This is a genomic window from Clostridium sp. UBA4548 (genome assembly GCF_002387895.1).
Lineage (GTDB): Bacteria > Bacillota > Clostridia > Clostridiales > Clostridiaceae > Clostridium_J.
In genome coordinates this window covers 95,110-118,858 of record NZ_DGLI01000029.1, presented here as the reverse complement: position 1 = coordinate 118,858, position 23,749 = coordinate 95,110, and the positions used below count along the sequence as shown (strand labels likewise).

Here is a 23,749-nt window from a genome sequence, read left to right as displayed (position 1 = left end):
ACTATAACTGTTAAGGCCTATGGGGACTTTAACTACAAAAATAATAGTATTTGAGGTGATTCAATGGAAAAGAAATCATCTAACAGTGGTATAAAGTTTTTCCTATTTATTTTTGATTCTATACTTTTATCCAATGTAATAGCAGCCTTATTTGGAATACCTGGTGGGAAGCAGTATGTTAGTATACAGACACTTCAATACAGTGTTATTTGGCTTATTATAAGCACAATTTTATTCCTTGCTTTAAAATTACACAAAGATTAAGGCATCTGAAAATAAATAATATTTCAAAGATGTGAAGGATATTTTCAGTTCACAAGCAAGCTTGTGCCGACAAGGAAACAGGTTCCTTGGATAGTAGAAAGGGTGAATAATTATTCACCCTTTAACTTCATATATATTCTACCTACATATAATCATGACCTTGTTATATAGAAGTCACAACATCTATCCCCTTTACCTAAAGTAGTAGGCCTCTCAAGTTTGCATTGGGCAAAACTCATTGTTATATAATCTGTTGCGCACAAAGATGATATAAACTCAGGAACACCCTCCCTTTTACATAAATCACAAAGTCCGCACTTAGTAAAAACAATGTGTGTTAAACCAGAATTCTCCAGTTCCTTTACTTCTACTTGCCAGTTAGCAGGATACTTGTCTTCATTTTTCTTACACCATTCTCCTGCTTCTTTAATTTTATTTTTGTATTCTACAGAGAGTAAATCTACCCTACTCATTTGTTTCTTCATAAATTTAAAATTTTCTAGTCCCTCTAAAATTATTAAATCTAAGTCAGCAGCGCTAAGTGTGTCCATTGTATTTCTATATAATGCTATAAGATATGCTCCCATTAGATAACTACCCATAAATATATTTTTACTTCCTCCAATATCAGGAGCTCGTGTTAATATTTCTTTATATTCATCACATGTTTTTTTCAATAAATCCTTAATACTATATTCAGAATAGTATTTACGTAACTGCTCTTTAACAACACTTCGTAGTATTATTGGGTAGGCATAAGCCATTATATGCATTTTCACTCTCATCTACCCCCTATAAGATACATGATAATTTTTATTATTATTTTACTTATATGCATAAGAGGTTATATATTGAAAAATATTTATTAAATCACTATGATTATTGACTATCAATTCTATTAAAGCTTTCTAGTCTTAAACACAAAGGAAAGTGGCAGCATTTGTGCCTTTTTTATTTTAGGTGAAACTTCCTCTATTTTATTTAATATATCACTATGAGTTTGTTCAACCATTTGCTCTATAACAAAGCCTGCTTTTGATAAAGCATTAATGTATGTTGAAATTTTACGGCTACATAGTAATGCTGTACTAACCCCAGGCATAGGCTGTGTAAACCAAGCTTCATCAAAGTAAGACTTTCTAAATAATAATTTATCTCCATCTATGCTAACACAACTGTGCAAAGGATGCTGCCAGCTAAAAATGAAAATACCGCCTTTTTTTAAATAGGAAGCAATTTTTACAAAGGTATTTTCAAGATCAGTTGTCCATCCAATAGCATAAATTGAATATACAAAATCAAAGTAATCCTTAGGTATACCACATTCCTCTTCCATGGGGGCGCATATTAATTTAGCTGTATAATTATTTTCTCTTAAATACTTCTTTGCATTTTCAAGTTGACTGATAGACATATCCAAGCCCCATAACTCTGCTGCACCATGGTCTCCTTGATATTTTAGAGAATGTCCACTGCCACAACCAATTTCAAGTAGCTTAGCCCCTTTTACATTTCCAAACAAATTTAATTCTTCCTCTGTAGCAAAGAGAGTTCCGTATTGAGGTAAGGCTGTAACTCCAAACCACTGCTCTGCATTTGTATTCCAATAATCTTTGTTTATTTCATGTATCTCTTTATTATTCATCTGTTCTCCCCATTTCCCTACAACGATTAATTTATTAATGCCAATAATGCACTTTAAAGAAAACTTTTATAGTACTTTTAACTCTTTGCTTTAGTTTCTCCCCTCTAACTTTTGAGCTACAATAATAAATCTATGCTCTGTGCTCTCAACAAAGCCCTGTTTTTTAATAAGTTGTTGCAAGTCACATAATTGTTTAAAACAACTTTCAACTGAGAAATTAGGAAATTCCCACTGAATAATCTTTGCAAAGTAAACTAGTGCTCCCACATCAAAGAACTTTAACTTTGGAAAATATTCATCTGACTTTATAATTGTAAAGCCTTTGTTTGTTAATAACTCTATATTAATCTTTAAAGTATGGTCACTACTTGTCTCCTCTTTAAAATCATTAAGTAAAATTTTTGATAACTCCTTATTATTAAGCCCTCCAACCTGCTGGGTAATGAACACTCCGTTAGGTTTTAATAGACGATACACTTCACTTATATCAAAGGCTTCATGCCTATTTATTATTATGTGAAACATCTCATCTTCAAAGGGTAAATAGCTATCCTTAAAGACTTGTCTAACTTCAATTCCTAGTGGTTTTAGTGTATTTTTACAAAGTTTAAAATTAGGTTCATAGGCTTCTGTAGCAAAGGTATTATAATAAGTATGGTTAAGAGTTAATAAATATTCTCCGCCACCCGTTCCCATATCTAACAACTTAGAATTAGGATTTAAATGCTCCCTAACTATTTTGTCATAGTCCCAAGGTAAAGTTTCTTCTTCTGTCCTATCATCAATATAAGAGAAGTTCCAACCCTTAAAACTATGTTGTTCTTCTTTTATCCAGTATTCTTTTAATTTAATACAATCCATACAATCGCCCTCTTTTCATAATTTATATTGATGAAAAGCAGTGCAGTTCACTGATAACAAGTTATTACTTCTCGATACAATCTGTCATCAGATTATCTCAACTGCACCGAGTAGTTACTATCTTTAATTCTCCTCATAAAACTCACTTCCTTAATATATTTCTAATTATTTATAATAATATTATTGCTAGTGATTGATTAATAGCTCTTTTATTATTTCAACCTTGAATAAAGATTGTTTTAAATTCCCATAGTTATATTTTACCATGCAATTATTGTAATAACATATTATAAAGTACAAATTACTACTATTAAATATAAACCTAATTGTAACTACACCTTGCTGACATTAATCCTTATAAACTCATAACCTATAAATTACTAGAGGATATTTTTGTTCTAATCTGCATAACTTAATCATTTATTGTATTATATAGATAAACAAGCTCTAATAAATATTTGAAGAAAGGATTTGAACTATGGAGAACTTCTCACAATCTATAAATAGTGACTTGCTAAACTATATGGAGCAGTTTAAAGTACACGGCTTATCTGCTCTTATAGTTAAGAATAACAATATCCATTGGCACACTGCTCTAGGAAGCACTAAAGAAAATACTATTTTTAGAGTGGCATCAATTTCAAAAACTGTTATTACCACTGCTTTAATGCAACTATTTGAAAAAGGATTATTTAAACTAGAAGATGATATTAGTGATTATCTAGGTCTTAAAATAAGAAATCCAAAGTATCCCCATATTCCAATTAGCTTTATTCACCTTTTTACTCATACCTCTGGACTAACTGAAGTTGGAGATGATTATTTCTACGACAATATTTATAACTCTGAATTAAAATATTTACCACAGCTAGTTTGTGCTGATGGGGATTTTTATAGAGATGAAATTTGGGCAAACTACTCTCCAGGTCAGCACTATGATTACTCAAACATTGGTTACACAATCTTAGGTTGTTTGATAGAAAAAATCTCTGGAATGGCTTTTAATGATTATTGTATAAAGCATATTTTTAAACCCTTAGGTATGCAGGATTCTAGTTTTGATGTTACAAAATTAAAACATCTTGAAGATTTAACAAAAATATATAGATTTGATGATTCTATGGATACTCACTACATTTCCTTTGATGATTATAGTTCAACTTCACCCAAAGCTTTTGATTATAGTAACCCACACACTGTTGGGAATTGTATTAAGTTTTCTCCTGCCGGTGGACTTAGAACTTCCCTTTTAGATTTGTCTAAATTTATGAGAGCTCATATGAATATGGGTGAATATGAAGGAGTAAGGATTCTCTCCCCTGAAACTGCTAGATTAATGCAAGCTATCCACTGGGAAGGCAAAACAACATCAGGTAAGGCTAAAAAAATAGGGCTTTGTTTTTACTCTAATGAAGATCTATATCCTAACTATTCCTTCATTGGTCATTCTGGAGATGCTTATGGAATTTTAAGTGGTATGTTCTTTAACAAAGACCTTGATTTGGGAATTATATTTGTCGAAAATGGGGGAATTCAATATAAGGAAGAAGGACATTCTTTATTTAAAATTGAAGAACTTTGTTATCAGCGCATTTTGAGGGAGTTTTTGCCTTAATAATATAAGTATCACTTTTCACTAGATGATTATAACTTTACCCAACTTATAATAAAAGCTTAGTGTGACCTACACTAAGCTCTATTTCTTAGAAGTTCCATATTTATTTTTTCATAGGGTCTTCTTTATAAACTGTTTTTACTTTACCAAGGCTATCATCATCAGGATTATCATATTGAATATTGAACCAATACTCCTTACCTTCAACTAGCTCTTCGTATTGCTCACTAGTCATTGTAAAAGTACCATTCTTAGGTTGACCATTTTCCAAGCCAAAATATTTTAAATAAAGCTTATCATTTTCTTTTACCTTATGAGCATAAGCTGTACCATATTTCTTGCTCATATTTATTGCCTCAGTATCATCTACTTTTACAACTTTTACTCCACTTGTGTACATTCCTGTTGCCTTAGATTTACCAAAAGCTAAATTTCCAATTATGAATAAGCCTGCCAATAATGCTATTGATATAAAAAGTAATTTGAACCTATCCCTTGATACAGCCCTCATTTTCCTATCCCCTTTAACCATTTATAAGTTATATTCTTTATTTAAAGTATTCCTTAATTGCTAAATAAGTTCATTTAGTTCGCTAAAATTATACACTTTGCGTGCTGATAAGAAATAAAAAAATTTACTAATATAAGTGTTTAATAAAGGTTCATTGGTTAATTCTCAATCTTAATTTTATAGATAATATTTTGGTTTTAATAAAGTTTCTCTCTTAGAAAACTCATATATAAATATGTTAATATCCTATCTTCCCAAAATACTCTTAAGGAATTTCATCTTGGAGTTTCTTAGTTTTGAAATATCATACTTAGAGTCATATAATCCCATAAATATGAAACAAACACCAACTCCCACTGTAAATCCTTCGATTACATCAGGTAGTAAGCTAAATCTTGAAGAAATTAAAAATACACTATTAAAAACTAACCCAATGGATATATACTTATTAAGTTTATTCATACCCCATCCTCCCAACATATCGATATAATTACATTATATAGTAGTAAACATTTAAAATATAGCATGATTTTTGCAACTTTCGTTCAATTGTTCATTAACGAGTTAAAAACTTATCAAGATATCTTTATCTAAAACGAAGAAGTTTAAAAATTAATCATACCTGTGGTGTAACATAATTTAACAAATATCGTTTATTAAGTGAAGGGGTGGCGCTGCTATGCGCAATGATGATTTTGAAATTTTATATAGCAAAAATAGAAACTATAGAAATAAACGGTGTTGTTGCTTCTAAATATATAAACTAGCCCTTGTTAAGTAACTTCATATTTAATGTCTACACTATTTATATGAAGTTCCTTATAAGGGATGCAATTAATAAAGTTCTACTCTAAAATATAAATTGCTTTAAATTAAGAAAGTGCTAAGAAAATTATTTATAATCTTCTTAGCACTTTTTATATGGAAAATTAACTTAAAAAAGTTAATGAGCTTTTGGAAAGCTAAATTAACATTACTGTTTTAATGGAAGACAGCTTATAAATCCCCTGATCCCAGCCTTCAGTGATGACTTCTACTTTCCTAAACGCTTCCGATACTCCTCTAACTCTTTCTCATTAGCTAGAACAAAGTGACCTTCTTCAATCTCCGCCCAATAAGGCGGATTTTTTGCATAGTCGTGACAGGCAGGATCATATACTTCTATTTCCTTATTTCTCTCTACCCTTGGATCTGGTAGTGGTATGGCCGAAAGTAAGGCTCTGGTATATGGATGGAGTGGATTCTCAAAAAGTTTTTCTGTTTCCGCTAACTCCACAATCTTTCCCTTGTGAATAACTGCGATTCTATCAGTTATAAACCTTACCACTGCTAAATCATGAGCTATAAATAAGTAAGTTAATCCTTTTTCCTTTTGAAGGTCTGAAAGAAGATTTAGCACTTGAGCACGAATGGATACATCAAGAGCTGAAATAGGCTCATCTGCAATGACTAGTTCTGGCTCCATAGCCAGAACCCTAGCTATTCCAATACGTTGACGTTGTCCCCCTGAAAACTCATGAGGAAACCTGCTTGCAAACTCAGGAAGTAGCCCCACATCAAGAAGTGCTTTTTCTACTTTTGCCTTTCTGTCTGCCTCATCCTTATAACACTTTAAGTTATAAAGCCCCTCTGACACTATATAATCTACCTTTGCTCTCTCATTTAAGGAAGCCATGGGGTCCTGGAATATCATTTGAATTTTCCTTGTAACTTCCTTATCTAACTTTGAGCTAATTTTTCCATTTATCTTTTCACCCTTAAAAAGGATGGTTCCATTGCTTGTTTCATTAATTCTTACAATTGCTCTTCCAATAGTTGTTTTTCCTGAACCTGATTCCCCAACTAGTCCAAAGGTTTCTCCTTTATAAATATGAAAGTTCACATCATTAACCGCAATAAAGGGTTTCTTTTTATCCCCAAACTTTACCATTAAATCCTTTACCTCTAAGAGGACTTCCTTTTCCTTTTTACTGTTGATTACTTTTCTTTCCTTAGAGTCATTTTTATTTATACCACTATTTATGTTTATAGCGGAATCCTCTTTTTTATTACTAATTCCGTGACTTTCTTTTTTGATTTCCTTATTATTTGTAGCTCCAACTTCCTCTTGCCTTGTAATTCTTACATTTTTCTTTGAATTGGAAGCTATAACTTCCTTTTTATGATACTTCTTTCCACTAACTGCTTTTAAATTCTTATGCCTATTTGCTTTACTTTTCCCCACTTGCTATTCCCTCCCCCCATTGTTCTCTTAAAGACTTAATTAATTCAGGTGGCTCAATCTTTGGTGCTCTAGGATCTAGAAGCCAGGTCTTTGCCTTGTGAGTTGGACTTACTTCAAAGTAAGGTGGTCTTTCTACAAAGTCAATTTTTAGAGCCTTTGGATTACGAGGTGCAAAGGCATCCCCTTTTATTTCATTGAATAAATTTGGAGGAGTTCCTTTAATAGAATATAATGGCTGACCCTTTACCCCAAGCTGTGGAAGAGAAGAAAGCAATGCCCAGGTGTATGGATGCTGAGGGTTATAAAAAACTTCCTCAGCTGTACCAATTTCTACTAAGTCTCCTGCATACATAACAGCAATTCTATCTGCTACCTTAGCAACTACCCCTAAATCATGAGTTATATATACTATAGTAAGATTATATTTAGCTTGTATTTTTTTTAATAACTGAATTATTTGAGCTTGAATGGTTACATCTAAGGCTGTGGTTGGTTCATCACAAATTAGAATTTTGGGATTACAAGCAACTGCTACTGCAATTACTACTCTTTGACGCATACCACCTGAAAATTCGTGTGGATATTGGTCATATCTTTCCTCTGCATTATAAATTCCCACATCCTTTAAAATTTCTATAACTACTTTTTTTGCCCCTTCACCCTTTAAGCCTTGGTGAAGCTCCACAGATTCTTCGACTTGACTTCCTATGGTTCTAAGTGGATTTAAGGCAGTCATTGGATCCTGAAATACCATAGCAATTTCTTTTCCTCTAATTTTAACCCATTGCTTTTCTGTCTTAAAAGCTGCTAAGTTTTCACCCTTGTATAAAATACTTCCTGACTCCACCCATCCATTTCCATCTAAAAGTCCCATAAAGGCTTTTGTAAAAACAGACTTACCAGAGCCTGATTCTCCAACTATTGCAATGCTCTCTCCTTCTATTAAATCTAAAGAAGCCTCTCTAATTGCTGTGAGCACCTTACCCCGAAGGTTAAACTTTATAACTAAATCTTTTACTGATAAAATTACATTTTCCATTTTACACCTCCTAAACGTGGTTTCTTGGGTCTGCTGCATCTGCAAAGGCATTCCCTAGAATGTAGAAGGATATAGTAACCATAGAAAGTACTATAGCTGGAAAAATTAACTGATAACGAAGAGAAGGTGACATCATTATAAGTCTTCCTTCATTAATTAAATTACCTAAGGAAGGTGTATCTAGTGGTAGTCCTAACCCTATATAAGTTAAGAACACTTCATATCCAATAGCTCCTGGAATTGCTAATGCTATTCTTAGCATTATTACGGACACTAAATATGGAAGTAGATTCTTTAATATAATTCTTCTAGTTGGGGTTCCAAGACACCTTGAAGCTAGGTTGTACTCTCTATCTCTTATTATAATAATTTGATTACGTATAAATCTTGCCATACCAACCCAACTGGTCATACATATAGCAAAAATCAGAGTAGATACGCTTGGTCTTAAAATATAGGCAAGTAAAACTAAGAGTATGGTGGTAGGTATGTTATCTATAATATTATAAATTTGAGTTATTATTTTATCTAAACTTCTTACATAACCCCAAAGTGCACCAACAAAAATTCCAATAATAGCTTCACAGATTCCTACAGCTACCCCGATAAATAGAGATGTACGAGTTCCACTCCATATACGGGACCATAAATCTTGTCCTATAGAGTTTGTTCCAAACCAAAACTCCCCACCTGGCACTTGATTTCTAAGTTGTACTCCTGAATTATTAGTGTATATCTGTGTTGGTAGTTTCTGATTTGGAAGATAGGGTTGTATAATTGTAAAGGCAACTATTACAAACATTAAAATTAATAAAGCAGCTGCAGTTTTATTCTTTAAAAACACCTGCCAGGTTGAGCGCCAGTAGGAATAGTTTGAGTACCCTGTACGCTCTGCTGCATCTGCATCATACTCAGCCAGTTCAAATAAGGAATCATTAATACTATCTACAGTTTTATCAAACTTTTTACTCATTATCTTGCACCTTCCTTCTTCTCAAGTTTAATACGTGGATCCACTACAGCCATCATTATATCTCCAAGGAAAAGCCCTAAAATGCTAATGGTTGCAAATATTAATACCAAAGCTTGAACTAGAGGATTATCTTGCCTTTGTATTGCATCAACCAATAAGCCTCCCATTCCTGGTATAGAGTATAATGATTCGATATATAGTGATCCTGAAATAGTTAAAAGTAAAGATGAAGGTAAGTATTGAGCCATAGGTATAAAAGCATTTCTCATAACATGCTTAAACATAATTACTGTACTTGTAAGTCCCTTTGCTCTTGCAAGTCTAATATAATCCTTGTTTAATTCATCTACCATATATCTACGCATCCACATGGCATATCCTGCTGTACTTCCAAGAGACATAGATATTAGAGGAAGTATCCAACTAGAAGGATTACTCTTATTGAAAAGCATTGGTAAGTTTAATCCATCTGTAACATATAACTGAAGGAACAAATAATAAACTGCAGCGGGTACAGCATTAATAAATACTATGTATCCCGTACCAATCTTGTCCCAAAATTTCTTTTTACTTCTTGCCATCATTACCCCAAGGGATAATCCGCAAGTTAAAGATAGTGCCATTGCTCCTACTCCAAAGGCTATGGAATATGGTAGCTTTGTTTTAATTATTTCTCCTACAGGAACCTTGGGCCTATACTTTATAGATTCTCCCAAATCTCCCTTTGCTAGCTTTACATAGAACTTCCCAAGTTGAACAGGCAGTGGGTCTCTAAGTCCCATATTAGTTAAGATGATTTCTTTTTGTTCTGTGTCTAACTTATCATAATTTCCTGAGAAATACCCTTCTTCAGGCATTAATCTCATTAAAAGAAACACTGCTGTAATAACGAAAAATAGTGTGAATATAGATTGACCAACTTTTTTACATAGGTATTTTAACATCCCATCAGCTCCCTTTGTTACAGGTAGTATTAACACATCTTAAAATAATGAACACTTTAATCTAGTTCAATTATCTGTTATTTGAATTTAACTTGTTATTATAAGAAGCAAGGACTACTAATTGCAATCCCTGCTTCTATTAACTAATAAACAAGTTCACTTTATTCAACGGCTTTAATAGAATACTTTGCTCCTCCATAAGTAATATGGAGAAAACTATATTTTTTACTCTGCTGATTTTAGAGCTTTAGCACGTTCTTTTTCCCATTCTTCAAAATTCTTCTTATAAGTTTCAGTGTTCATTGCCTTTTCCATGATAACCATACCCTTGAACTTGTAGTTAGATACTCCAAATGGCGCATATTGAGATGTAAATGGATCAAGTTTTGATGCCATAAATCCACCACCACCAAGGCCATAAGGAACTACGAAGGCTTCGTTGATTAAGAAAGCTTCAGCTTTTGCAAAACCTTCATAACGTTTTTTCATATCTAAGGTTTCTGCTTTAGCTGCATTAACTAGGTTTTCATATTTACTCTTCCCATTAGCTTCTGCATAGCCTTCAGCCATATGTGGCCAGCAGTAGTTGCTATCTGGTGTAAATGGGTCTGTGTAAGTTTCTGGGTCTAAGTAGTCTGGGCCCCAGTTAACTTCCATGAATGCAAAGTTTCCAGCACGTCTTGTTCCATTTAAGAAACCTGTTGGTTGATGTGGCAATAAAACTATATCAATATAATCTTTTCCTAAAGCCTTTTCCATTTGCTGCTCTACTACTTGAGCACGATTTGTCCATTCAGTAGAACCTGTGTTATACGGCATTAATACTTTTACAGGGAAGGTTGCTTTATCCTTTAACTCTTCCATTGCCTTAGTTTTATAATCTAAAGCAGCCTTAGTATCAAAGGTGTCCTTCTCAGAAATTTTCTTTAAATCTCCAAGTTTTGTGTAATCTGTTCCTTTCAAGCTTACAAAGTTCCTTGGAGTTATAGTATTACTTAATCTTCTTTCAGGCTCATAAGGCTCAGAAGTTAACATTGCAGACTTTTTATCTAAAGCAGCAGCAAGGGACTTACGGAAGTTAGCATTGTTAACAACTCTCTTCCAGTTATCTGGCTCATGCTCTGGTGCAAATTTTGGATTAAAGTTAAAAGTATAGAAGAAAGAATAAAAACTTGTACTAGCAGGTCTTACCTGTTCTTTTTTTGTTGCATCCTTCATCCACTCATCTATAGAAGAAGATGGTACAGTTGTATCTGTAATTTCTCCACGCAGATAAAGCTCTGGTGATAAGGTGGCAGCTTCTTTGTTGTAAATGTAGTTTAACTTTTTAATATAAACATGGTCTTTGTCCCAATAATTTTCATTAGCTACAAATTCTCTCTTGCTCTGTGGTTCGTAGGTTTGTAAAATATAGGCTCCATTATATAGTATTTTAGTATTATCTGTTCCAAACTTATCTCCGGTTTCTTCTAAGAACTTACCATTTGCAGGCATAAAACAAACATAAGTAACCATAGATAAGAAGTATGGTTTTGGTGATTCTAAAGTGTACTCAATTGTATTCTTATCAACTGCTTTAATTCCTACCTGAGAGAAATCAGTGATTTCACCTTTAAAATACTTTTCTCCATTTTTCAAGGCTCCGTAGGCTATGTTTGCAGTACTTGAGTTGTTTTTTGAATTAAGCACATACTTCATTCCGTCAACAAAATCTTGTGCTGTAACTTCAGCGTATTCTTTACCATCATTGGTATACCATTTAACTCCTTCACGAAGTTTAAAGGTCCAAGTTAATCCATCTTCAGATACCTTCCATTCCTTGGCTAAAGATGGCTGAACAACTCCGTTTTTATCATATTCAACTAGACAATCAACTACATTGGCCGCTGCTGCAAACTCATTTTCACTGGCAGTTATTAAGTAGTTTAAAGTAGTATACTCTCCTGAGTATACTGTTGAATAGTCTGCACTTGTGGGAACTTTCCCTTTGCCACAACCAGATAGCAACATTGTAGCAACCATTACTAATGCTATTAACTTTCTTTTCATGAGTGGCCTCCTTATAATTTCCATTAATTTATTTTAATGAGCCCTGTGTATTTTGTGCGACTCAAATAAAAACCTTTTAAAATGTTGCAAATATACTTGTTTACCACATAGATATTATGTGAGAAGATAAAATATGTATAAAAGATTAATTTTTTATACTTTTTTAAAACTTGACTTTAAATAGTTTAATAATGAATTTATTATTTTTTTCATAAATATACTGTATAAATATTCAAAATCAGCTAAAATGCTACTAACTTTAGGGGGGATGATTTAATATGAAAAGTTCCAATTTAATAATCCATAATAACTCTGAGTCCTTTATGGAAGGAAACTTTATAAACACTTCACTTTTAACAGAAAAAGGCACTATAGAATTGCAGTGTAATCACGGGGTTTATTCAATGGAAGGGAGTTATATCTCAACAGTTATAAACACTTCGCCCTTTGAATCCTTAATTATTTCTTGGAATGTAATTACTCCAAAGAATACTAAAATTAGAGTATGGGGAAGAGTCTTCATAGATGATACGTGGAGTAGCTGGCTTTCCTTAGGCACTTGGGCTACAAATAGTGATAGATTTAGTAGCTGTGAAAATATTTCTGATGAGCTTGCCTCTGTGAGCACAGATACCTTAAAGGTTAACGGTGATGGAAGCACTGCTTCTGCTCTCCAATATAAAATAGAATTCTTCTCTGAAGATGGAAAAACCACTCCATCTCTAAGCCTTGTAGCAGCTACTATTAAAAACACTTTAGCTGGTCAAAATATTCCTCTAGTTTATAAGGATAGTGTTAGAAAGGGAGTAATAGATAACTATGAGGGAGTTCTTCCTGTATACCCCTACTCTCAAATGACAAAAGATCCTAAAATCGCTCATGTAATGTGTAGTGCCACAAGTACCTCAATGGTTTTAAGATTTCACGGTGTGGACATAACCCCTGAGGAAGTAGCCTTTGGTCTTTATGATTCACATTATAAAGGCTTTGGTAATTGGATATTCAATACAGCTTATATCTCCTCCTTTGGATTAGAATCCTATGTGGCTTACTTTCATTCTATAGAAGATTTAAAGAGAGAGCTTATTAAAGGAAACCCTGTGATTGTAAGTGTCCGTTATAAACAACCTGATTGTGATAAAATCCTTCCTGTAATAACCAACGCAGCTTGCTCCTTTACTTTTGGTCATATCATTGTAGTTAAAGGGTTTGTTATAGAAGAAGGTAAGGAATATGTTGTAGTTAACGATCCTGCTGCTAAAACTGATGTTGGGGTTTCTTTAAGATATGCACTTGAGGAATTCTTAGCTGCCTGGAGTGGAAGAGTAGCTTATGTGATTCATAAAAATAAAGCCATAACACCTGCTCCTGAAAGAATTAAGGTTCAATTTAATGCTACTGGACAAAAAAAAGAAAATCACGGCATAGATTATGAAGAATACAAGCTTTTTGCTAAAGATGAAGAAATAAACCTTAAGAAGCAAGGTCCTTGTAGTATCATGTTCAAACCCCAAAAGAAAGAAAGGTATAGTTATTATTTAAACATTGAAGAAGTTTTAGATAACAGTCTAATGGCAGAAAAAGAAAGCACTTCTTTATGGATTCCCTATAAAAATATATTAAATATTAGTAATTTAGAAAACCAGAAAATTTATGACTTTAGAATTGTTTGTGAGAATGCTGTGATTTTTGATGGAATTCTTACTATTAATTAAACTTATGTGAAAAAGCGTGCTCTAGCACGCTTTTTATATTTCTAAGATTATATAACAAGCACTTTACTTTCTTTAATAACCTTAGATGAAAACTTGACGCCTATCTAAAAGGGTGTACAAATTATTTCTCCAAAATATGATTAAACTTCATTTATTAAGTCTTCATATGTATTAATAAAATTATAATTACCTTATTGTTTTATGGTGAAAAATAAAGGCAGAGCCGAAGCTCTGCCAGATATACTAAAAAGTGAACAACTCATTTTGTTCAATAGCCTATAAGGAAAAAATATTCTCCTTACAATTTTCCACTGCTTCAAAGTTTTAATTCCCACGGGAAAGCCTTATCTTAAATTTATTTTAATGCTATTAAGCCTGTCCAGTTTTTTCTTTTATAAAGTCTCTAAATAAATGGATTAGCTGGGAAGAAGATATCGAATAAAAATGATAATCTTACAGTTTGTCCAGCTGGTATAACCACATCTACACGTCCTATAGAGTTTGAAGTTATTGCTTCTTCTGAATTTGGTTGAACTATTATTGTTTGAGTTGGCCCTTCTCCAGCTACATTAATTGTTACAGGAAATGATGACAAGTTTCTTACTATAATAGTACCAAAAGGAAATATTGGATCAGCTGCATTCAAGCAATTTCTAAAAGCAGTGCCAGTATAAATAGTCTCAGCAGTTTGTTGTCCTGTATTGTTAGTTCTTACTAAATTTAAAGCAAATTGCTGATGGATTAGTGGGCACTCAACATCTGGAGCCACACTATAACTAATTAGTTCACTGTTGAATGGGCAGTTAAAGAATCTTCTGTCATTGTAGTACCTTCCACAGCCATTGTTGTTATCTGAATCATAAGAATTTATTCTTGTATTTTCACTCATATATTACACCTCATTATCTTTTTGAGACAAAAATAGATGCTTGTCCCTATTACATTATATTCCTCTGCGAAAGTATGTGTGCATAGATTGCCTTTTGTTTTTAATTGTACTTTTTATTTTCATATTACTTAGGTTATTGACAAAGCATAAACGAAGAGTATATACTGTATATATAATTTATATACAGTATATACTCTTTAGTAAAGGAGCTAGCTATGAATATTATTATTTCAAATTCATCAGGGGAACCCATATACGAACAAATAACTAACCAGGTTAAAAGTGCCATAATGAAAGGAGAACTTTCAGAGGGGGAACTTCTTCCCTCAATAAGACTTTTAGCAAAAGAGCTTCAAATAAGTGTTATCACAACAAAGCGTGCTTATGAAGAGCTTGAAAGAGAGGGATTTATCGAAACTGTACCTGGAAAAGGTTCTTATGTATCAAGTCAAAATAAAGAACTATTGAAAGAAAAAAGACTAAAAGAGCTAGAAAACAAATTAATTGAAGTAATTACAGAAAGTAAACTAATTGGACTAACTCTTTTAGAGCTTGAAGAAATGCTTAGGCTGCTTTTCAATGAAGATAACTAAGTTTATAGATATTAAGTTTTGTTTAGGTTATATTAAGTTTTTCCTAAAGGAGGAATTACCATGGAAAATATATTAGAAATCAATAATTTGAATAAATCCTATAAGGGGTTTTCCTTGAAAAATGTGAGTTTTTCCTTAAAACCCGGTTTTGTCATGGGCTTTATAGGTCCTAATGGTGCAGGGAAAAGTACTACCATTAAACTTATAATGAATTTAATAAAAAAAGATAGTGGCATTATTAATATCTTTGGTAAAGACAATATTGATAATGAGAAAGAAGTAAAATCCAAAATTGGCTTTGTATATGATGAAAATTATTACTATGAAGATTTAACCATTAAAGATATGAAAAATATTTTAGCACCCTTTTATGCGAATTGGGATAATAAAGTTTATGAGAAATATATAAAGGACTTTAAATTACCTTCGAATAAGAAAATCAAAGATCTTTCTAAAGGAATGAAGATGAAGTTTTCTTTAGCCATTGCACTATCCCATAAAGCTGAACTTATAATAATGGATGAGCCTACAGCTGGATTAGACCCAGTGTTTAGAAGTGAACTTCTAGATATCCTTTATTGAATAATCCAAGATGAAAATGTAAGTATTTTCTTTTCAACCCATATTACAAATGACTTAGAAAAAATAGCAGATTATATAACCTTCATAAATAATGGCGAGATTGTATTCTCAGAATCAAAGGATAAGATAATTGAGGATTACGCTATTGTTAAAGGTAAAAAAGAACTTTTAGATTCTGATATCCGCAAGGAATTTATTTCACTTCGTGAGAATAGCTTTGGATTTGAAGGATTAACAAACAATACTCATCATATAAGAAAACTGTTTAATGGAGAGGTCATTATTGAAAAACCTACCTTAGAAGATATTTTAGTTTACACAGTAAGGGGGAATGCCTAATGTATAATTTAATTCTAAAGGAATTTTTAGTACAAAAGAAGATTTTACTTTATGGGTTTATTTATGTAATCTTTGCAGCCTACGCTTTTCAAAGCATAGTTCCTAATGGAGGTGCTATATACACGCTTGCACCCTTTGCTGTAGTTTATATTCTTATTAACTATTCCTGTGGCTATGATGATAAAAACAAGACCTATATTATATTTAACAGCTTACCACTGAAACGTGAAGATATTGTAATTTCAAAATATCTGGCTATTTTTGCCTTTGCCGCATATAGTATTATCTGTTCAATATTATTGGGCTCCCTAGGATTCTATATTGGACTTCCAAACTTTGAAAGACTTATCTCCTTAGAGGATATTGTAGTTGTTATAACTGGAGGGGCTTTGTTCGCATCAATTTTTTATCCTCTTTACCTTAAGTTTGGAATACTTAAAATGAAGTTTGCAAATATAGTTTTGTTTATGGCTTTTATGTTTATCCCTAGCTTTCTAGCAGACTATGTGAGTTCTCATCCTAATAGTGCCATGGTAAAAAATATTCAAGGGCTTATTTTGAATACACCTTCATTAGTTTCTAAAACTTTTTTAATTCTTATAGTTCTTATAATTTTTCTTATTTCTCTTCTAATTTCTATGAAAATATATAAAGGTAAGGACTTTGAATAACTTATAAATAAAGCTAGAGCTTTCCTTAAATCTTGAGGGCTCTAGCTTTTACTGGTTGAAAAATTTACGCTAATAAAATATTATTAATCTCCATCTAAAATTATCTCTCTCTCATGCTGCTTTTCAATTTAAATTAACGACAATACTATCCCAACGCCATATGCGATTCCTGCTGCCACTCCCCCAACTAACAAAGTTTCAATTCCTGATTTAATCCAACTTAATTCTGTAATTTTGGCTTTAACAGATCCAAGTACAAATAAAGTTATTCCAGTTAATACACAGTCAAAAGCAAAAACATTGTTCTGTATGAAGTCTATTTTTACTCCTATAATATAAGCCAACACTGGTATAAAACCAAAAACTACAAAAGAAAAGAAGGTTACCAACGCATTTTTAAGTGGTGATTCATTGTCTTCTAATATTCCTAGTTCCTCCACCATCATTATATCCACCCAAGCTTTTTTATGTTTAGATATGATATCTACTATCTGTTTGCTATCCTCTTCACTTATTCCCTTTGCCATGTATATTTCTTTAAGCTCTAACCTTTCACCCTGAGGATAATTTTCTACTTCCCAAGCTTCTCTAGCTCTTTCTCCTTTTTTAAATTCCATTTCAGCCTTGGTGCTTAAATAATCTCCAATAGCCATAGAAAATCCATCCGCAAGAAGATTTGCCATGCCTAAAATTAATATAACTCCTGAGGATAAGGAAGCTCCCACAACTCCTGCCACCACTGCAAAGGTTGTAATTATTCCATCCATTCCCCCATAGACTAAGCTTTTAATGTAATTTCCCTCCATTTTATGATTTTCTCCTGCTGCTCCTAAGTGCGCCTTCTTGCTCTCTTCCACGTTTCTAGCTTTATAAGCTTCCTTAGCCTTTTCTAAGTTTCTTGTTAACATAATAAAGCCCCCTAATTTTTGCTATACTCTTAATAATATGCTTTGTTTAGAGGATAAATTCTAAGGGAATTCTGTTGTTGCCTATATGAAAACTACCAAGGAAGAGCTCTTTAACTTACAGTTAAAATATGGTATAGTTTACTTAAGTTTGTATTTATATAGAAAGTCAAATGGAAGTGGGGAATTAAGAATGGATAGAGTAAAAGAACAACGTAATTGGATGAAATCTAACTTTAGAGAAGATGATGATTTTCAATCCGATCAAGAACTTAAACTACCTCAGCCACCTTTAGAAAAACCTTATGATAAAAATGGGAAAATTATATCACTACCAGAAGTAGACCATAGTGTTTTTACTAAAACTAGTTTTTTAGATATTTTGAGAGATAGAAGAAGTAATAGAAGCTATACTGATGAAAGCTTAAGCTTAAAGGAATTATCCTTCTTACTTTGGGCTACTCAAGGAGTGAAGGACGTTCGTGGCAATAATTATGCTACCATAAGACCTGTGCCCTCTGCTGGAGCAAGACATCCTTTTGAAACCTACCTTGCTGTTAGAAGAGTAGAAGGACTAAAAAATGGAGTATACCGTTACTTAGCTTTAACTCATGAGCTATTACTTTTATTTGAAGACGAAAACCTAGAGGAAAGACTTTCAACAGTTACCCTAGATCAAAAGTTTGTAGGGAAAAGTGCTGTAACTTTTATTTGGAGTGCAATTCCTTATAGAGGGGAATGGAGATATAATATCTATGCTCATAAACCAATGCTTCTAGATGCTGGTCATGTTTGCCAAAACCTTTACCTTGCTTGTGAAGCAATTAGCTGTGGTACTTGTGCTGTAGCAGCTTATGACCAAGAAGCCATAGACAGCTTTTTAAACCTAGATGGAGAAGATGAATTCGTGGTTTATGTAAGTCCTGTGGGAAAAGTTAAATAAATTAAAAGAACTAACTTAAATCTTTAGTACATGAGTTTAAGTTAGTTTTTTTTATATCTATTTATCATTTTTACTATTTATTTTTCTTTATATAATTTCCTGAACATAATACTGCAATAACCATTATAAAAATCACAGCTATAGTTGTTCTCATTAAAATAACCCCCTTATAATTAATAGTGCCTTTCTCTCGCCTTATCAAAGGCATCCTTTGGCCTATTAATACTCCCAGCTGTACGATATGCATTTACAAAACAAATCAAATATACTAGTAACAGTACATGAAATCTCTGCACTATAAAAGGTACCATTACTATTATAGGTAACCCATATAAAAACACTTCTATTTTTGTAAATACTTTTACCTCTCCATATTTAGGTATTGGAATATTATTGTAAATTCTTTTGCTCTTGACACTCATCATCATAGCAAATGTGTTTATACCTATCATTACAACTAAACCTATAAAGAAAGTGGTTTTTTCAACAGATATTATGTCATAAGAATTTAATATTAAAAATATGCCAAGCACATACAAGCTCCACACATAACGCAAATCACTTTTTCTTCTTTGTTCTAAATACCCCTCAGGCAAGCTTTCATATGCTTCTTTGTTACCTGACTTCATTTTATTCCCTCCCATGAGAATTATAGTGCCGTTCTCTTGCCCTATCAAAAGCATCCATAGGCCTAGTAAACACGCTAGCTGCAACATAGGCCGGCACAATAAAGGCCAAGTATCTGAACATTGTTCCGAATATAAAGGGCAACAATATTATTACAGGTAATGCATATAATAGTACTTGTTTTTTAGTAAATATTTTTATATCGCCATGGTTAGGCATTGGAATATTGTTATAAATTCTCTTATTTGTGAAGCTTGTCATCATGGTTATTACGTTAATGCCCATGATTATATAGAAAAGTAGACTTCCAATAGTCCCCCTTTCAGTTGATAGTATGCCATAGGTAACTAATATTGAAAAAACACAATATGCATACAAGCTCCACAGATAGCGTAAATCTCTTTTTCTTCTTTGTTCTAAATACCCCTCAGGTAAGTTCTCATAGAACTCTTTATTATCCTTTTTCATTTTACTATATCCCCCTTTTTAATTATCAAGTTACAACTACTTATAGCTACATTAGATTCCAAATAAATTACTATTTTTCCTCCACTATAAACTAATTATGACCCCCTCCTAAAAATCATTATTTTCACCCAAACTTTAATAGTCACTCCTACTGTTGTTGCACAACTAATCTAAACTCCCCAATAAGGTAAAATTCACCATATTATGTAATAATTATATAACTTTTCATACAAAAATTAAACATCAGATAGTTACGAATTATCTAATTTAAAGCTTGATTTTTACTTTTATTCTTTTGCTAGTCTATTTTCCTTTTACTTGTTCATAGTTTCAATGAAATATAAATTTAAGCAACCTAAGTTTTCTTAGCATTGTTTCCTTTTCCGTATTTTTTAAGTTATACTAATACTTTCTTTGAAAAAATTCTTTATTTATATAAAATTCGCTAATATGTTCATAATATGAACTCACCTTAATTTGTATCAACTGGAATGATATTTGCTATACTCTACATAAAGGAATAAAATAGAATAGTTAAGAGGAATATAAAAAGTATTTATAAGGAGAAAAACTTATGATAATGAATTATACTGAAACACAAAATGAAGTTATTCTTAAAACCCTAGATTTTGTAAAAGAAACTCTATATGGAGAAGGATCTGGTCATGATTATTGGCATGTTTATAGAGTTTGGAATAATGCTAAGTCTTTAGCTCAAAGTGAGCTTTGTAATAACTATATAGTAGAACTTGGAGCACTGCTTCATGATATTGCAGATCACAAGTTTCATGGTGGAGATTTAACCGTAGGACCTAGAGTTGCAAGAGAATTTCTAGAAAAACTAGGAGTTGAAGAAGAAGTTATAAGTGGCGTATGCGAAATCATTGCTACAATTTCTTTTAAAGGTGCTAAGGTAGCTTCAGAAATGAGTACTATTGAAGGCATGATAGTTCAAGATGCCGATAGACTTGACGCTATTGGAGCTATCGGAATTGCTCGAACCTTTGCCTACGGTGGCCACAAAGGTCATGAAATGTATAACCCAGACATTAACCCAGAGCTTCATGAAACCTTTGAAGCTTACAAGAATTCTAAAGGCACCACTGTAAATCATTTTTATGAAAAGCTACTTCTTTTAAAGGATTTAATGAATACAGAAACTGCTAAGAAGGTAGCTAAAAAAAGACATGAATATATGGAAGAGTTCTTATCACAATTTTACCATGAGTGGGATGGAACAATGTAAGAATTAACCTGTAGCGGACAGTAAATCAATTATCCCCCCATACATTTTAAGTATGGGGGGTGTTTTTATATCAAGGTATTTGTTAGCTAATTTTTAAAACTAGTTCTTCCAAGGCACAAGCTAACTGATCTGGACAAGAAGTTTCCGTCTTGCATGGAGTTCCTTTTAATCTTTTAATCACTTCCTTTACTTCCATACCTTCAAGAAGACTTGCTAATCCCTTAGTATTTCCTGGGCATCCCTTAACAAAGGAAACCTTTTTCAAAATATCATCTTCCACCTGAAAGTTTATCTCAGTTGCACAGCAACCTGTTGTCTTATAAGTGTATTCCATTTTAATTATCCCCCGTTTCTTTTATATACATATAAAAATATAAAGGCACTTTTCTAAAATATCAATAGTTATTGACATCTATTAATAAATCCGATTAAACTTCACCAATCAATTACAGGAATAATTTTGAATCTTCGAACTATTCCCCTCTAAATTGATGATATAATAATTACATAGTATTAATTTAAATTAATGATTTAGGGGGTTATCAGTGAATAGTATTAATTTAAAATTTAAGAATGCTAGGACTTACTTTGCAACGGGAATTATATGGGTAGTGGTAGGTATATTGAATACAATTCAGTTATTATTTTTTGCAAAATTTCATCCATTGCCTTTGCTTTACTCCCTCTCAATAGTCTTAGATATTATACTTGCTGTACATTACCTTACCTTTTCTAAAAAAGCTTATATAAAAATTTCATCAAACTATATATGTGTTTATAAATGGGTACTCTCTAAACCCTATGAAATTAGATTTGATGAAATTAATTATGCTGAAGTTGCTGGAAACAAATTTTATGTTATGCCCTTATCAAATTTTTCTAAAAAAGATTTATTAATACACATAGACTATCTTTATAAACAGGATTATGAAATACTTGTTGAAACTTTTAACAAGCACGAAATACTAGTTAGAGATCTGTATAAGGGCTCAATCTTATGATTATGCTCTTTTTATAAGTAAGGTATGGAGGTATGCCATGAATTATTTTATTATGTCCATAGCCATATTTTCAATTCTTTTGTCCATTTTCAGATATATTAATTCCTATAAATATACTAAAGATTGCCAAGGAATCATAAGAATTATAAATTCAAGAATTCCTGCTGCCATATTTCTAATAATAGGAATAGCTGAGTTTTTCACTAATCTAAATGGATTAAATCTTTTAAATATTACTTTCCAAGGATTTCTTGACCCATTTTCAAAAGCCCTTCCCTGGTTAGTATCCTCTATAGCATATTATGACTATAATTTTATTACTTCTAATGGAGTTATAATTAATGGAAAGCTATACCCTTGGAGAGAAATAGTTCAATGGAGTTATAAGTTAGACTTTTTTAATATCATAGTTCTTAAGGTTATTTCTAAGGACAACAAGGATACTATCAGCGCTACTAAATTCCATGAGATTGAAATGAAAATATCCGATAAATCCGCAAAAGAAGTGGAAACTATCCTCACGCAATACCTAGGAGAAAAACACATTGCTTTAAAAGAAACTTTGTAAAATATAGGAGGTAATTAGAAATGGAAAAAAACTTTGAATGTCTAAGATGTAAAAGTGAAATGGAGTACTTAAAGGAGTACAGATTTGATTCCCAAGACAATAACAGAGGACTATTTAGTGCATTTTTTGATGTTGAAGAACATTTGATTTTTAACATTTATGTTTGTCCCAACTGTAGACACACTGAATTTTTCTATAATGGTACATTAAAAGGTCTTGATTATTAAAATAGACCTTTTAAACCAGCTTATTACTTAGGAACTTTATGCAGGTTGCTGCATATCTTCACTTAGTAATGAACCCTAAATGTTATGCTTATTCTCTAGTTATAGCTAACATTTAGGGTCAGCTTCATTTTAAGTAAGAATACTTTCCTTTTTAGATTTACAGTGCTATATTTATAGTGTTCATTGGATAAAATAATATTTAAGTGAAAAGTTCAACAATTACATAAATTTATCACTGCTTACACCATATTTGTATAATATAAAATACGAATGTATTAAGGTAGTGTTTTTAGAGCTACTCTATTTTTATGTGGCTTCATTAAAATTATAACGCTACCTAATTCATAAAGGGGGACTATTAAAATGATACCTGCAAAGTTGTTAGAAGTATTAAGTAAGGAAAGTGTAGTTGCAATTGTTACAGAGGGCAAAGAAGGTGCCCATCTAGTTAACAGCTGGAATAGCTATATAAAAATCACTACAGATGAAAGTTTACTTATTCCTGTTGGTGGAATGAAGGTTACTGAAGCTAATCTTCAAGAAAACAATAAAGTACTTGTAACTATAGGTAGCCGTGAAGTTGAAGGGTTTCATTCAAAGGGAACTGGATTTTTAATTACTGGAACTGCATCAATGCTTTATGAGGGGGCTAGATTTAATAAGACAAAAGAAAGCTTTCCTTGGGCGAGAGCAGTGCTTGAAATAAGACCTGAAGCAATAACTCAAACTTTATAGATATGTATTAGAAAAGTAGCCCTCCAATTAGGAGTATGGCTACTTTCTTAATTTATAATACTAAATTATTGTTTAAAATTTAGATTTTTTATTTGAGCAAATTATAGTCATATAA

26 protein-coding genes and 1 pseudogene are annotated in these 23,749 nt (G+C 32.2%); 12 read left to right on the top strand and 15 right to left on the bottom strand.

Annotated features, from left to right (window positions below; genetic code table 11):
* Positions 1 to 63: 63 nt before the first annotated feature.
* On the top strand, positions 64 to 264 hold the full coding sequence (locus tag B3040_RS12720) for a hypothetical protein (RefSeq protein ID WP_291573863.1): 201 nt from the start codon (positions 64 to 66) through the stop codon (positions 262 to 264).
* A 152-nt stretch (positions 265 to 416) separates the two neighbouring features.
* On the opposite strand, the gene B3040_RS12715 is transcribed toward B3040_RS12720, so the two are convergent.
* The 3 genes from B3040_RS12715 to B3040_RS12705 form a co-directional block, all read right to left on the bottom strand.
* On the bottom strand, positions 417 to 1,037 hold the full coding sequence (locus B3040_RS12715) for an L-2-amino-thiazoline-4-carboxylic acid hydrolase (protein ID WP_291573889.1): 621 nt from the start codon (positions 1,035 to 1,037) through the stop codon (positions 417 to 419).
* A gap of 125 nt (positions 1,038 to 1,162) precedes the next feature.
* The gene (locus B3040_RS12710) at positions 1,163 to 1,909 is read right to left on the bottom strand and encodes a class I SAM-dependent methyltransferase (RefSeq protein WP_291573862.1); all 747 of its coding nucleotides are present in this window, start codon (positions 1,907 to 1,909) and stop codon (positions 1,163 to 1,165) included.
* Between the two features lie 90 nt (positions 1,910 to 1,999).
* Positions 2,000 to 2,770 carry a class I SAM-dependent methyltransferase gene (locus tag B3040_RS12705; protein ID WP_291573861.1) on the bottom strand — a complete coding sequence of 257 codons (771 nt, stop codon included), beginning with the start codon at positions 2,768 to 2,770 and terminating at the stop codon, positions 2,000 to 2,002.
* Positions 2,771 to 3,248: 478 nt separating this feature from the next.
* On the opposite strand from B3040_RS12705, the gene B3040_RS12700 reads away from it, so the two are divergent.
* Entirely contained in the window at positions 3,249 to 4,385 is a 1,137-nt protein-coding gene (locus B3040_RS12700; protein WP_291573860.1) for a serine hydrolase domain-containing protein, read from the top strand.
* A gap of 103 nt (positions 4,386 to 4,488) precedes the next feature.
* Here B3040_RS12700 and B3040_RS12695 read toward each other — a convergent pair whose 3' ends face one another.
* From B3040_RS12695 to B3040_RS12665, 7 genes are all read right to left on the bottom strand, one after another.
* Positions 4,489 to 4,896 carry a hypothetical protein gene (locus B3040_RS12695; protein WP_291573859.1) on the bottom strand — a complete coding sequence of 136 codons (408 nt, stop codon included), beginning with the start codon at positions 4,894 to 4,896 and terminating at the stop codon, positions 4,489 to 4,491.
* A gap of 246 nt (positions 4,897 to 5,142) precedes the next feature.
* Positions 5,143 to 5,358, bottom strand: coding sequence for a hypothetical protein (locus B3040_RS12690; protein WP_291573858.1), 216 nt, complete (start codon positions 5,356 to 5,358; stop codon positions 5,143 to 5,145).
* Positions 5,359 to 5,929: 571 nt separating this feature from the next.
* Positions 5,930 to 7,120 carry an ATP-binding cassette domain-containing protein gene (locus B3040_RS12685; protein WP_414632538.1) on the bottom strand — a complete coding sequence of 397 codons (1,191 nt, stop codon included), beginning with the start codon at positions 7,118 to 7,120 and terminating at the stop codon, positions 5,930 to 5,932.
* Positions 7,107 to 8,159 carry an ABC transporter ATP-binding protein gene (locus tag B3040_RS12680; RefSeq protein WP_291573857.1) on the bottom strand — a complete coding sequence of 351 codons (1,053 nt, stop codon included), beginning with the start codon at positions 8,157 to 8,159 and terminating at the stop codon, positions 7,107 to 7,109. The genes B3040_RS12685 and B3040_RS12680 overlap by 14 nt, the downstream gene beginning before the upstream one ends.
* 10 nt (positions 8,160 to 8,169) lie before the next feature.
* Positions 8,170 to 9,132 (bottom strand): ABC transporter permease, encoded by a 963-nt coding sequence (locus B3040_RS12675; protein WP_291573856.1) that lies wholly within the window; start codon positions 9,130 to 9,132, stop codon positions 8,170 to 8,172.
* Positions 9,132 to 10,076: an ABC transporter permease gene (locus B3040_RS12670; RefSeq protein WP_017414912.1), complete on the bottom strand. Its 945-nt coding sequence runs from the start codon at positions 10,074 to 10,076 to the stop codon at positions 9,132 to 9,134. The genes B3040_RS12675 and B3040_RS12670 overlap by 1 nt, the downstream gene beginning before the upstream one ends.
* Positions 10,077 to 10,301: 225 nt before the next feature.
* Positions 10,302 to 12,125, bottom strand: a complete 1,824-nt coding sequence (locus tag B3040_RS12665) for a peptide ABC transporter substrate-binding protein (protein ID WP_017414913.1) — start codon at positions 12,123 to 12,125, stop codon at positions 10,302 to 10,304.
* A 278-nt stretch (positions 12,126 to 12,403) separates the two neighbouring features.
* On the opposite strand from B3040_RS12665, the gene B3040_RS12660 reads away from it, so the two are divergent.
* Positions 12,404 to 13,840 (top strand): C39 family peptidase, encoded by a 1,437-nt coding sequence (locus B3040_RS12660; protein ID WP_291573855.1) that lies wholly within the window; start codon positions 12,404 to 12,406, stop codon positions 13,838 to 13,840.
* A 403-nt stretch (positions 13,841 to 14,243) separates the two neighbouring features.
* Here B3040_RS12660 and B3040_RS12655 read toward each other — a convergent pair whose 3' ends face one another.
* The gene (locus tag B3040_RS12655) at positions 14,244 to 14,729 is read right to left on the bottom strand and encodes a hypothetical protein (protein WP_017414915.1); all 486 of its coding nucleotides are present in this window, start codon (positions 14,727 to 14,729) and stop codon (positions 14,244 to 14,246) included.
* Positions 14,730 to 14,944: 215 nt separating this feature from the next.
* On the opposite strand from B3040_RS12655, the gene B3040_RS12650 reads away from it, so the two are divergent.
* The 3 genes and pseudogenes from B3040_RS12650 (at position 14,945) to B3040_RS12640 (ending at position 16,914) form a co-directional block, all read left to right on the top strand.
* Entirely contained in the window at positions 14,945 to 15,322 is a 378-nt protein-coding gene (locus B3040_RS12650) for a GntR family transcriptional regulator (RefSeq protein WP_291573853.1), read from the top strand.
* Between the two features lie 60 nt (positions 15,323 to 15,382).
* Positions 15,383 to 16,243, top strand: a pseudogene (locus B3040_RS12645) (ABC transporter ATP-binding protein).
* Entirely contained in the window at positions 16,243 to 16,914 is a 672-nt protein-coding gene (locus tag B3040_RS12640) for an ABC-2 transporter permease (protein ID WP_291573851.1), read from the top strand. The pseudogene B3040_RS12645 and the gene B3040_RS12640 overlap by 1 nt, the downstream one beginning before the upstream one ends.
* A gap of 128 nt (positions 16,915 to 17,042) precedes the next feature.
* Here the strand turns inward: B3040_RS12640 and B3040_RS12635 are convergent, their stop codons facing one another.
* On the bottom strand, positions 17,043 to 17,822 hold the full coding sequence (locus tag B3040_RS12635; RefSeq protein WP_291573849.1) for a VIT1/CCC1 transporter family protein: 780 nt from the start codon (positions 17,820 to 17,822) through the stop codon (positions 17,043 to 17,045).
* Between the two features lie 85 nt (positions 17,823 to 17,907).
* On the opposite strand from B3040_RS12635, the gene B3040_RS12630 reads away from it, so the two are divergent.
* Positions 17,908 to 18,762, top strand: a complete 855-nt coding sequence (locus tag B3040_RS12630; RefSeq protein ID WP_291573848.1) for a SagB/ThcOx family dehydrogenase — start codon at positions 17,908 to 17,910, stop codon at positions 18,760 to 18,762.
* A gap of 173 nt (positions 18,763 to 18,935) precedes the next feature.
* On the opposite strand, the gene B3040_RS12625 is transcribed toward B3040_RS12630, so the two are convergent.
* The gene (locus tag B3040_RS12625) at positions 18,936 to 19,391 is read right to left on the bottom strand and encodes a hypothetical protein (RefSeq protein ID WP_291573846.1); all 456 of its coding nucleotides are present in this window, start codon (positions 19,389 to 19,391) and stop codon (positions 18,936 to 18,938) included.
* A 1-nt stretch (position 19,392) separates the two neighbouring features.
* Positions 19,393 to 19,857 (bottom strand): hypothetical protein, encoded by a 465-nt coding sequence (locus B3040_RS12620; RefSeq protein WP_291573844.1) that lies wholly within the window; start codon positions 19,855 to 19,857, stop codon positions 19,393 to 19,395.
* 574 nt (positions 19,858 to 20,431) lie between these two features.
* Here B3040_RS12620 and B3040_RS12615 point away from each other — a divergent pair.
* Positions 20,432 to 21,103 (top strand): HD domain-containing protein, encoded by a 672-nt coding sequence (locus B3040_RS12615; protein ID WP_291573842.1) that lies wholly within the window; start codon positions 20,432 to 20,434, stop codon positions 21,101 to 21,103.
* An 82-nt stretch (positions 21,104 to 21,185) separates the two neighbouring features.
* Here the strand turns inward: B3040_RS12615 and B3040_RS12610 are convergent, their stop codons facing one another.
* Positions 21,186 to 21,437, bottom strand: a complete 252-nt coding sequence (locus B3040_RS12610; RefSeq protein WP_291573840.1) for a TIGR03905 family TSCPD domain-containing protein — start codon at positions 21,435 to 21,437, stop codon at positions 21,186 to 21,188.
* 211 nt (positions 21,438 to 21,648) lie between these two features.
* On the opposite strand from B3040_RS12610, the gene B3040_RS12605 reads away from it, so the two are divergent.
* The 4 genes from B3040_RS12605 to B3040_RS12590 all read left to right on the top strand — a co-directional run bounded on the left by B3040_RS12605 (position 21,649) and on the right by B3040_RS12590 (position 23,634).
* Positions 21,649 to 22,104 carry a hypothetical protein gene (locus tag B3040_RS12605; protein WP_291573837.1) on the top strand — a complete coding sequence of 152 codons (456 nt, stop codon included), beginning with the start codon at positions 21,649 to 21,651 and terminating at the stop codon, positions 22,102 to 22,104.
* 37 nt (positions 22,105 to 22,141) lie between these two features.
* Positions 22,142 to 22,672, top strand: coding sequence for a DUF5673 domain-containing protein (locus B3040_RS12600; protein WP_291573834.1), 531 nt, complete (start codon positions 22,142 to 22,144; stop codon positions 22,670 to 22,672).
* Between the two features lie 20 nt (positions 22,673 to 22,692).
* A complete protein-coding gene (locus B3040_RS12595; RefSeq protein WP_291573831.1) occupies positions 22,693 to 22,899 on the top strand; it encodes a zinc ribbon domain-containing protein in 207 nt (68 codons plus the stop codon).
* Between the two features lie 363 nt (positions 22,900 to 23,262).
* Positions 23,263 to 23,634 (top strand): pyridoxamine 5'-phosphate oxidase family protein, encoded by a 372-nt coding sequence (locus tag B3040_RS12590; protein WP_291573829.1) that lies wholly within the window; start codon positions 23,263 to 23,265, stop codon positions 23,632 to 23,634.
* Positions 23,635 to 23,749: the final 115 nt, after the last annotated feature.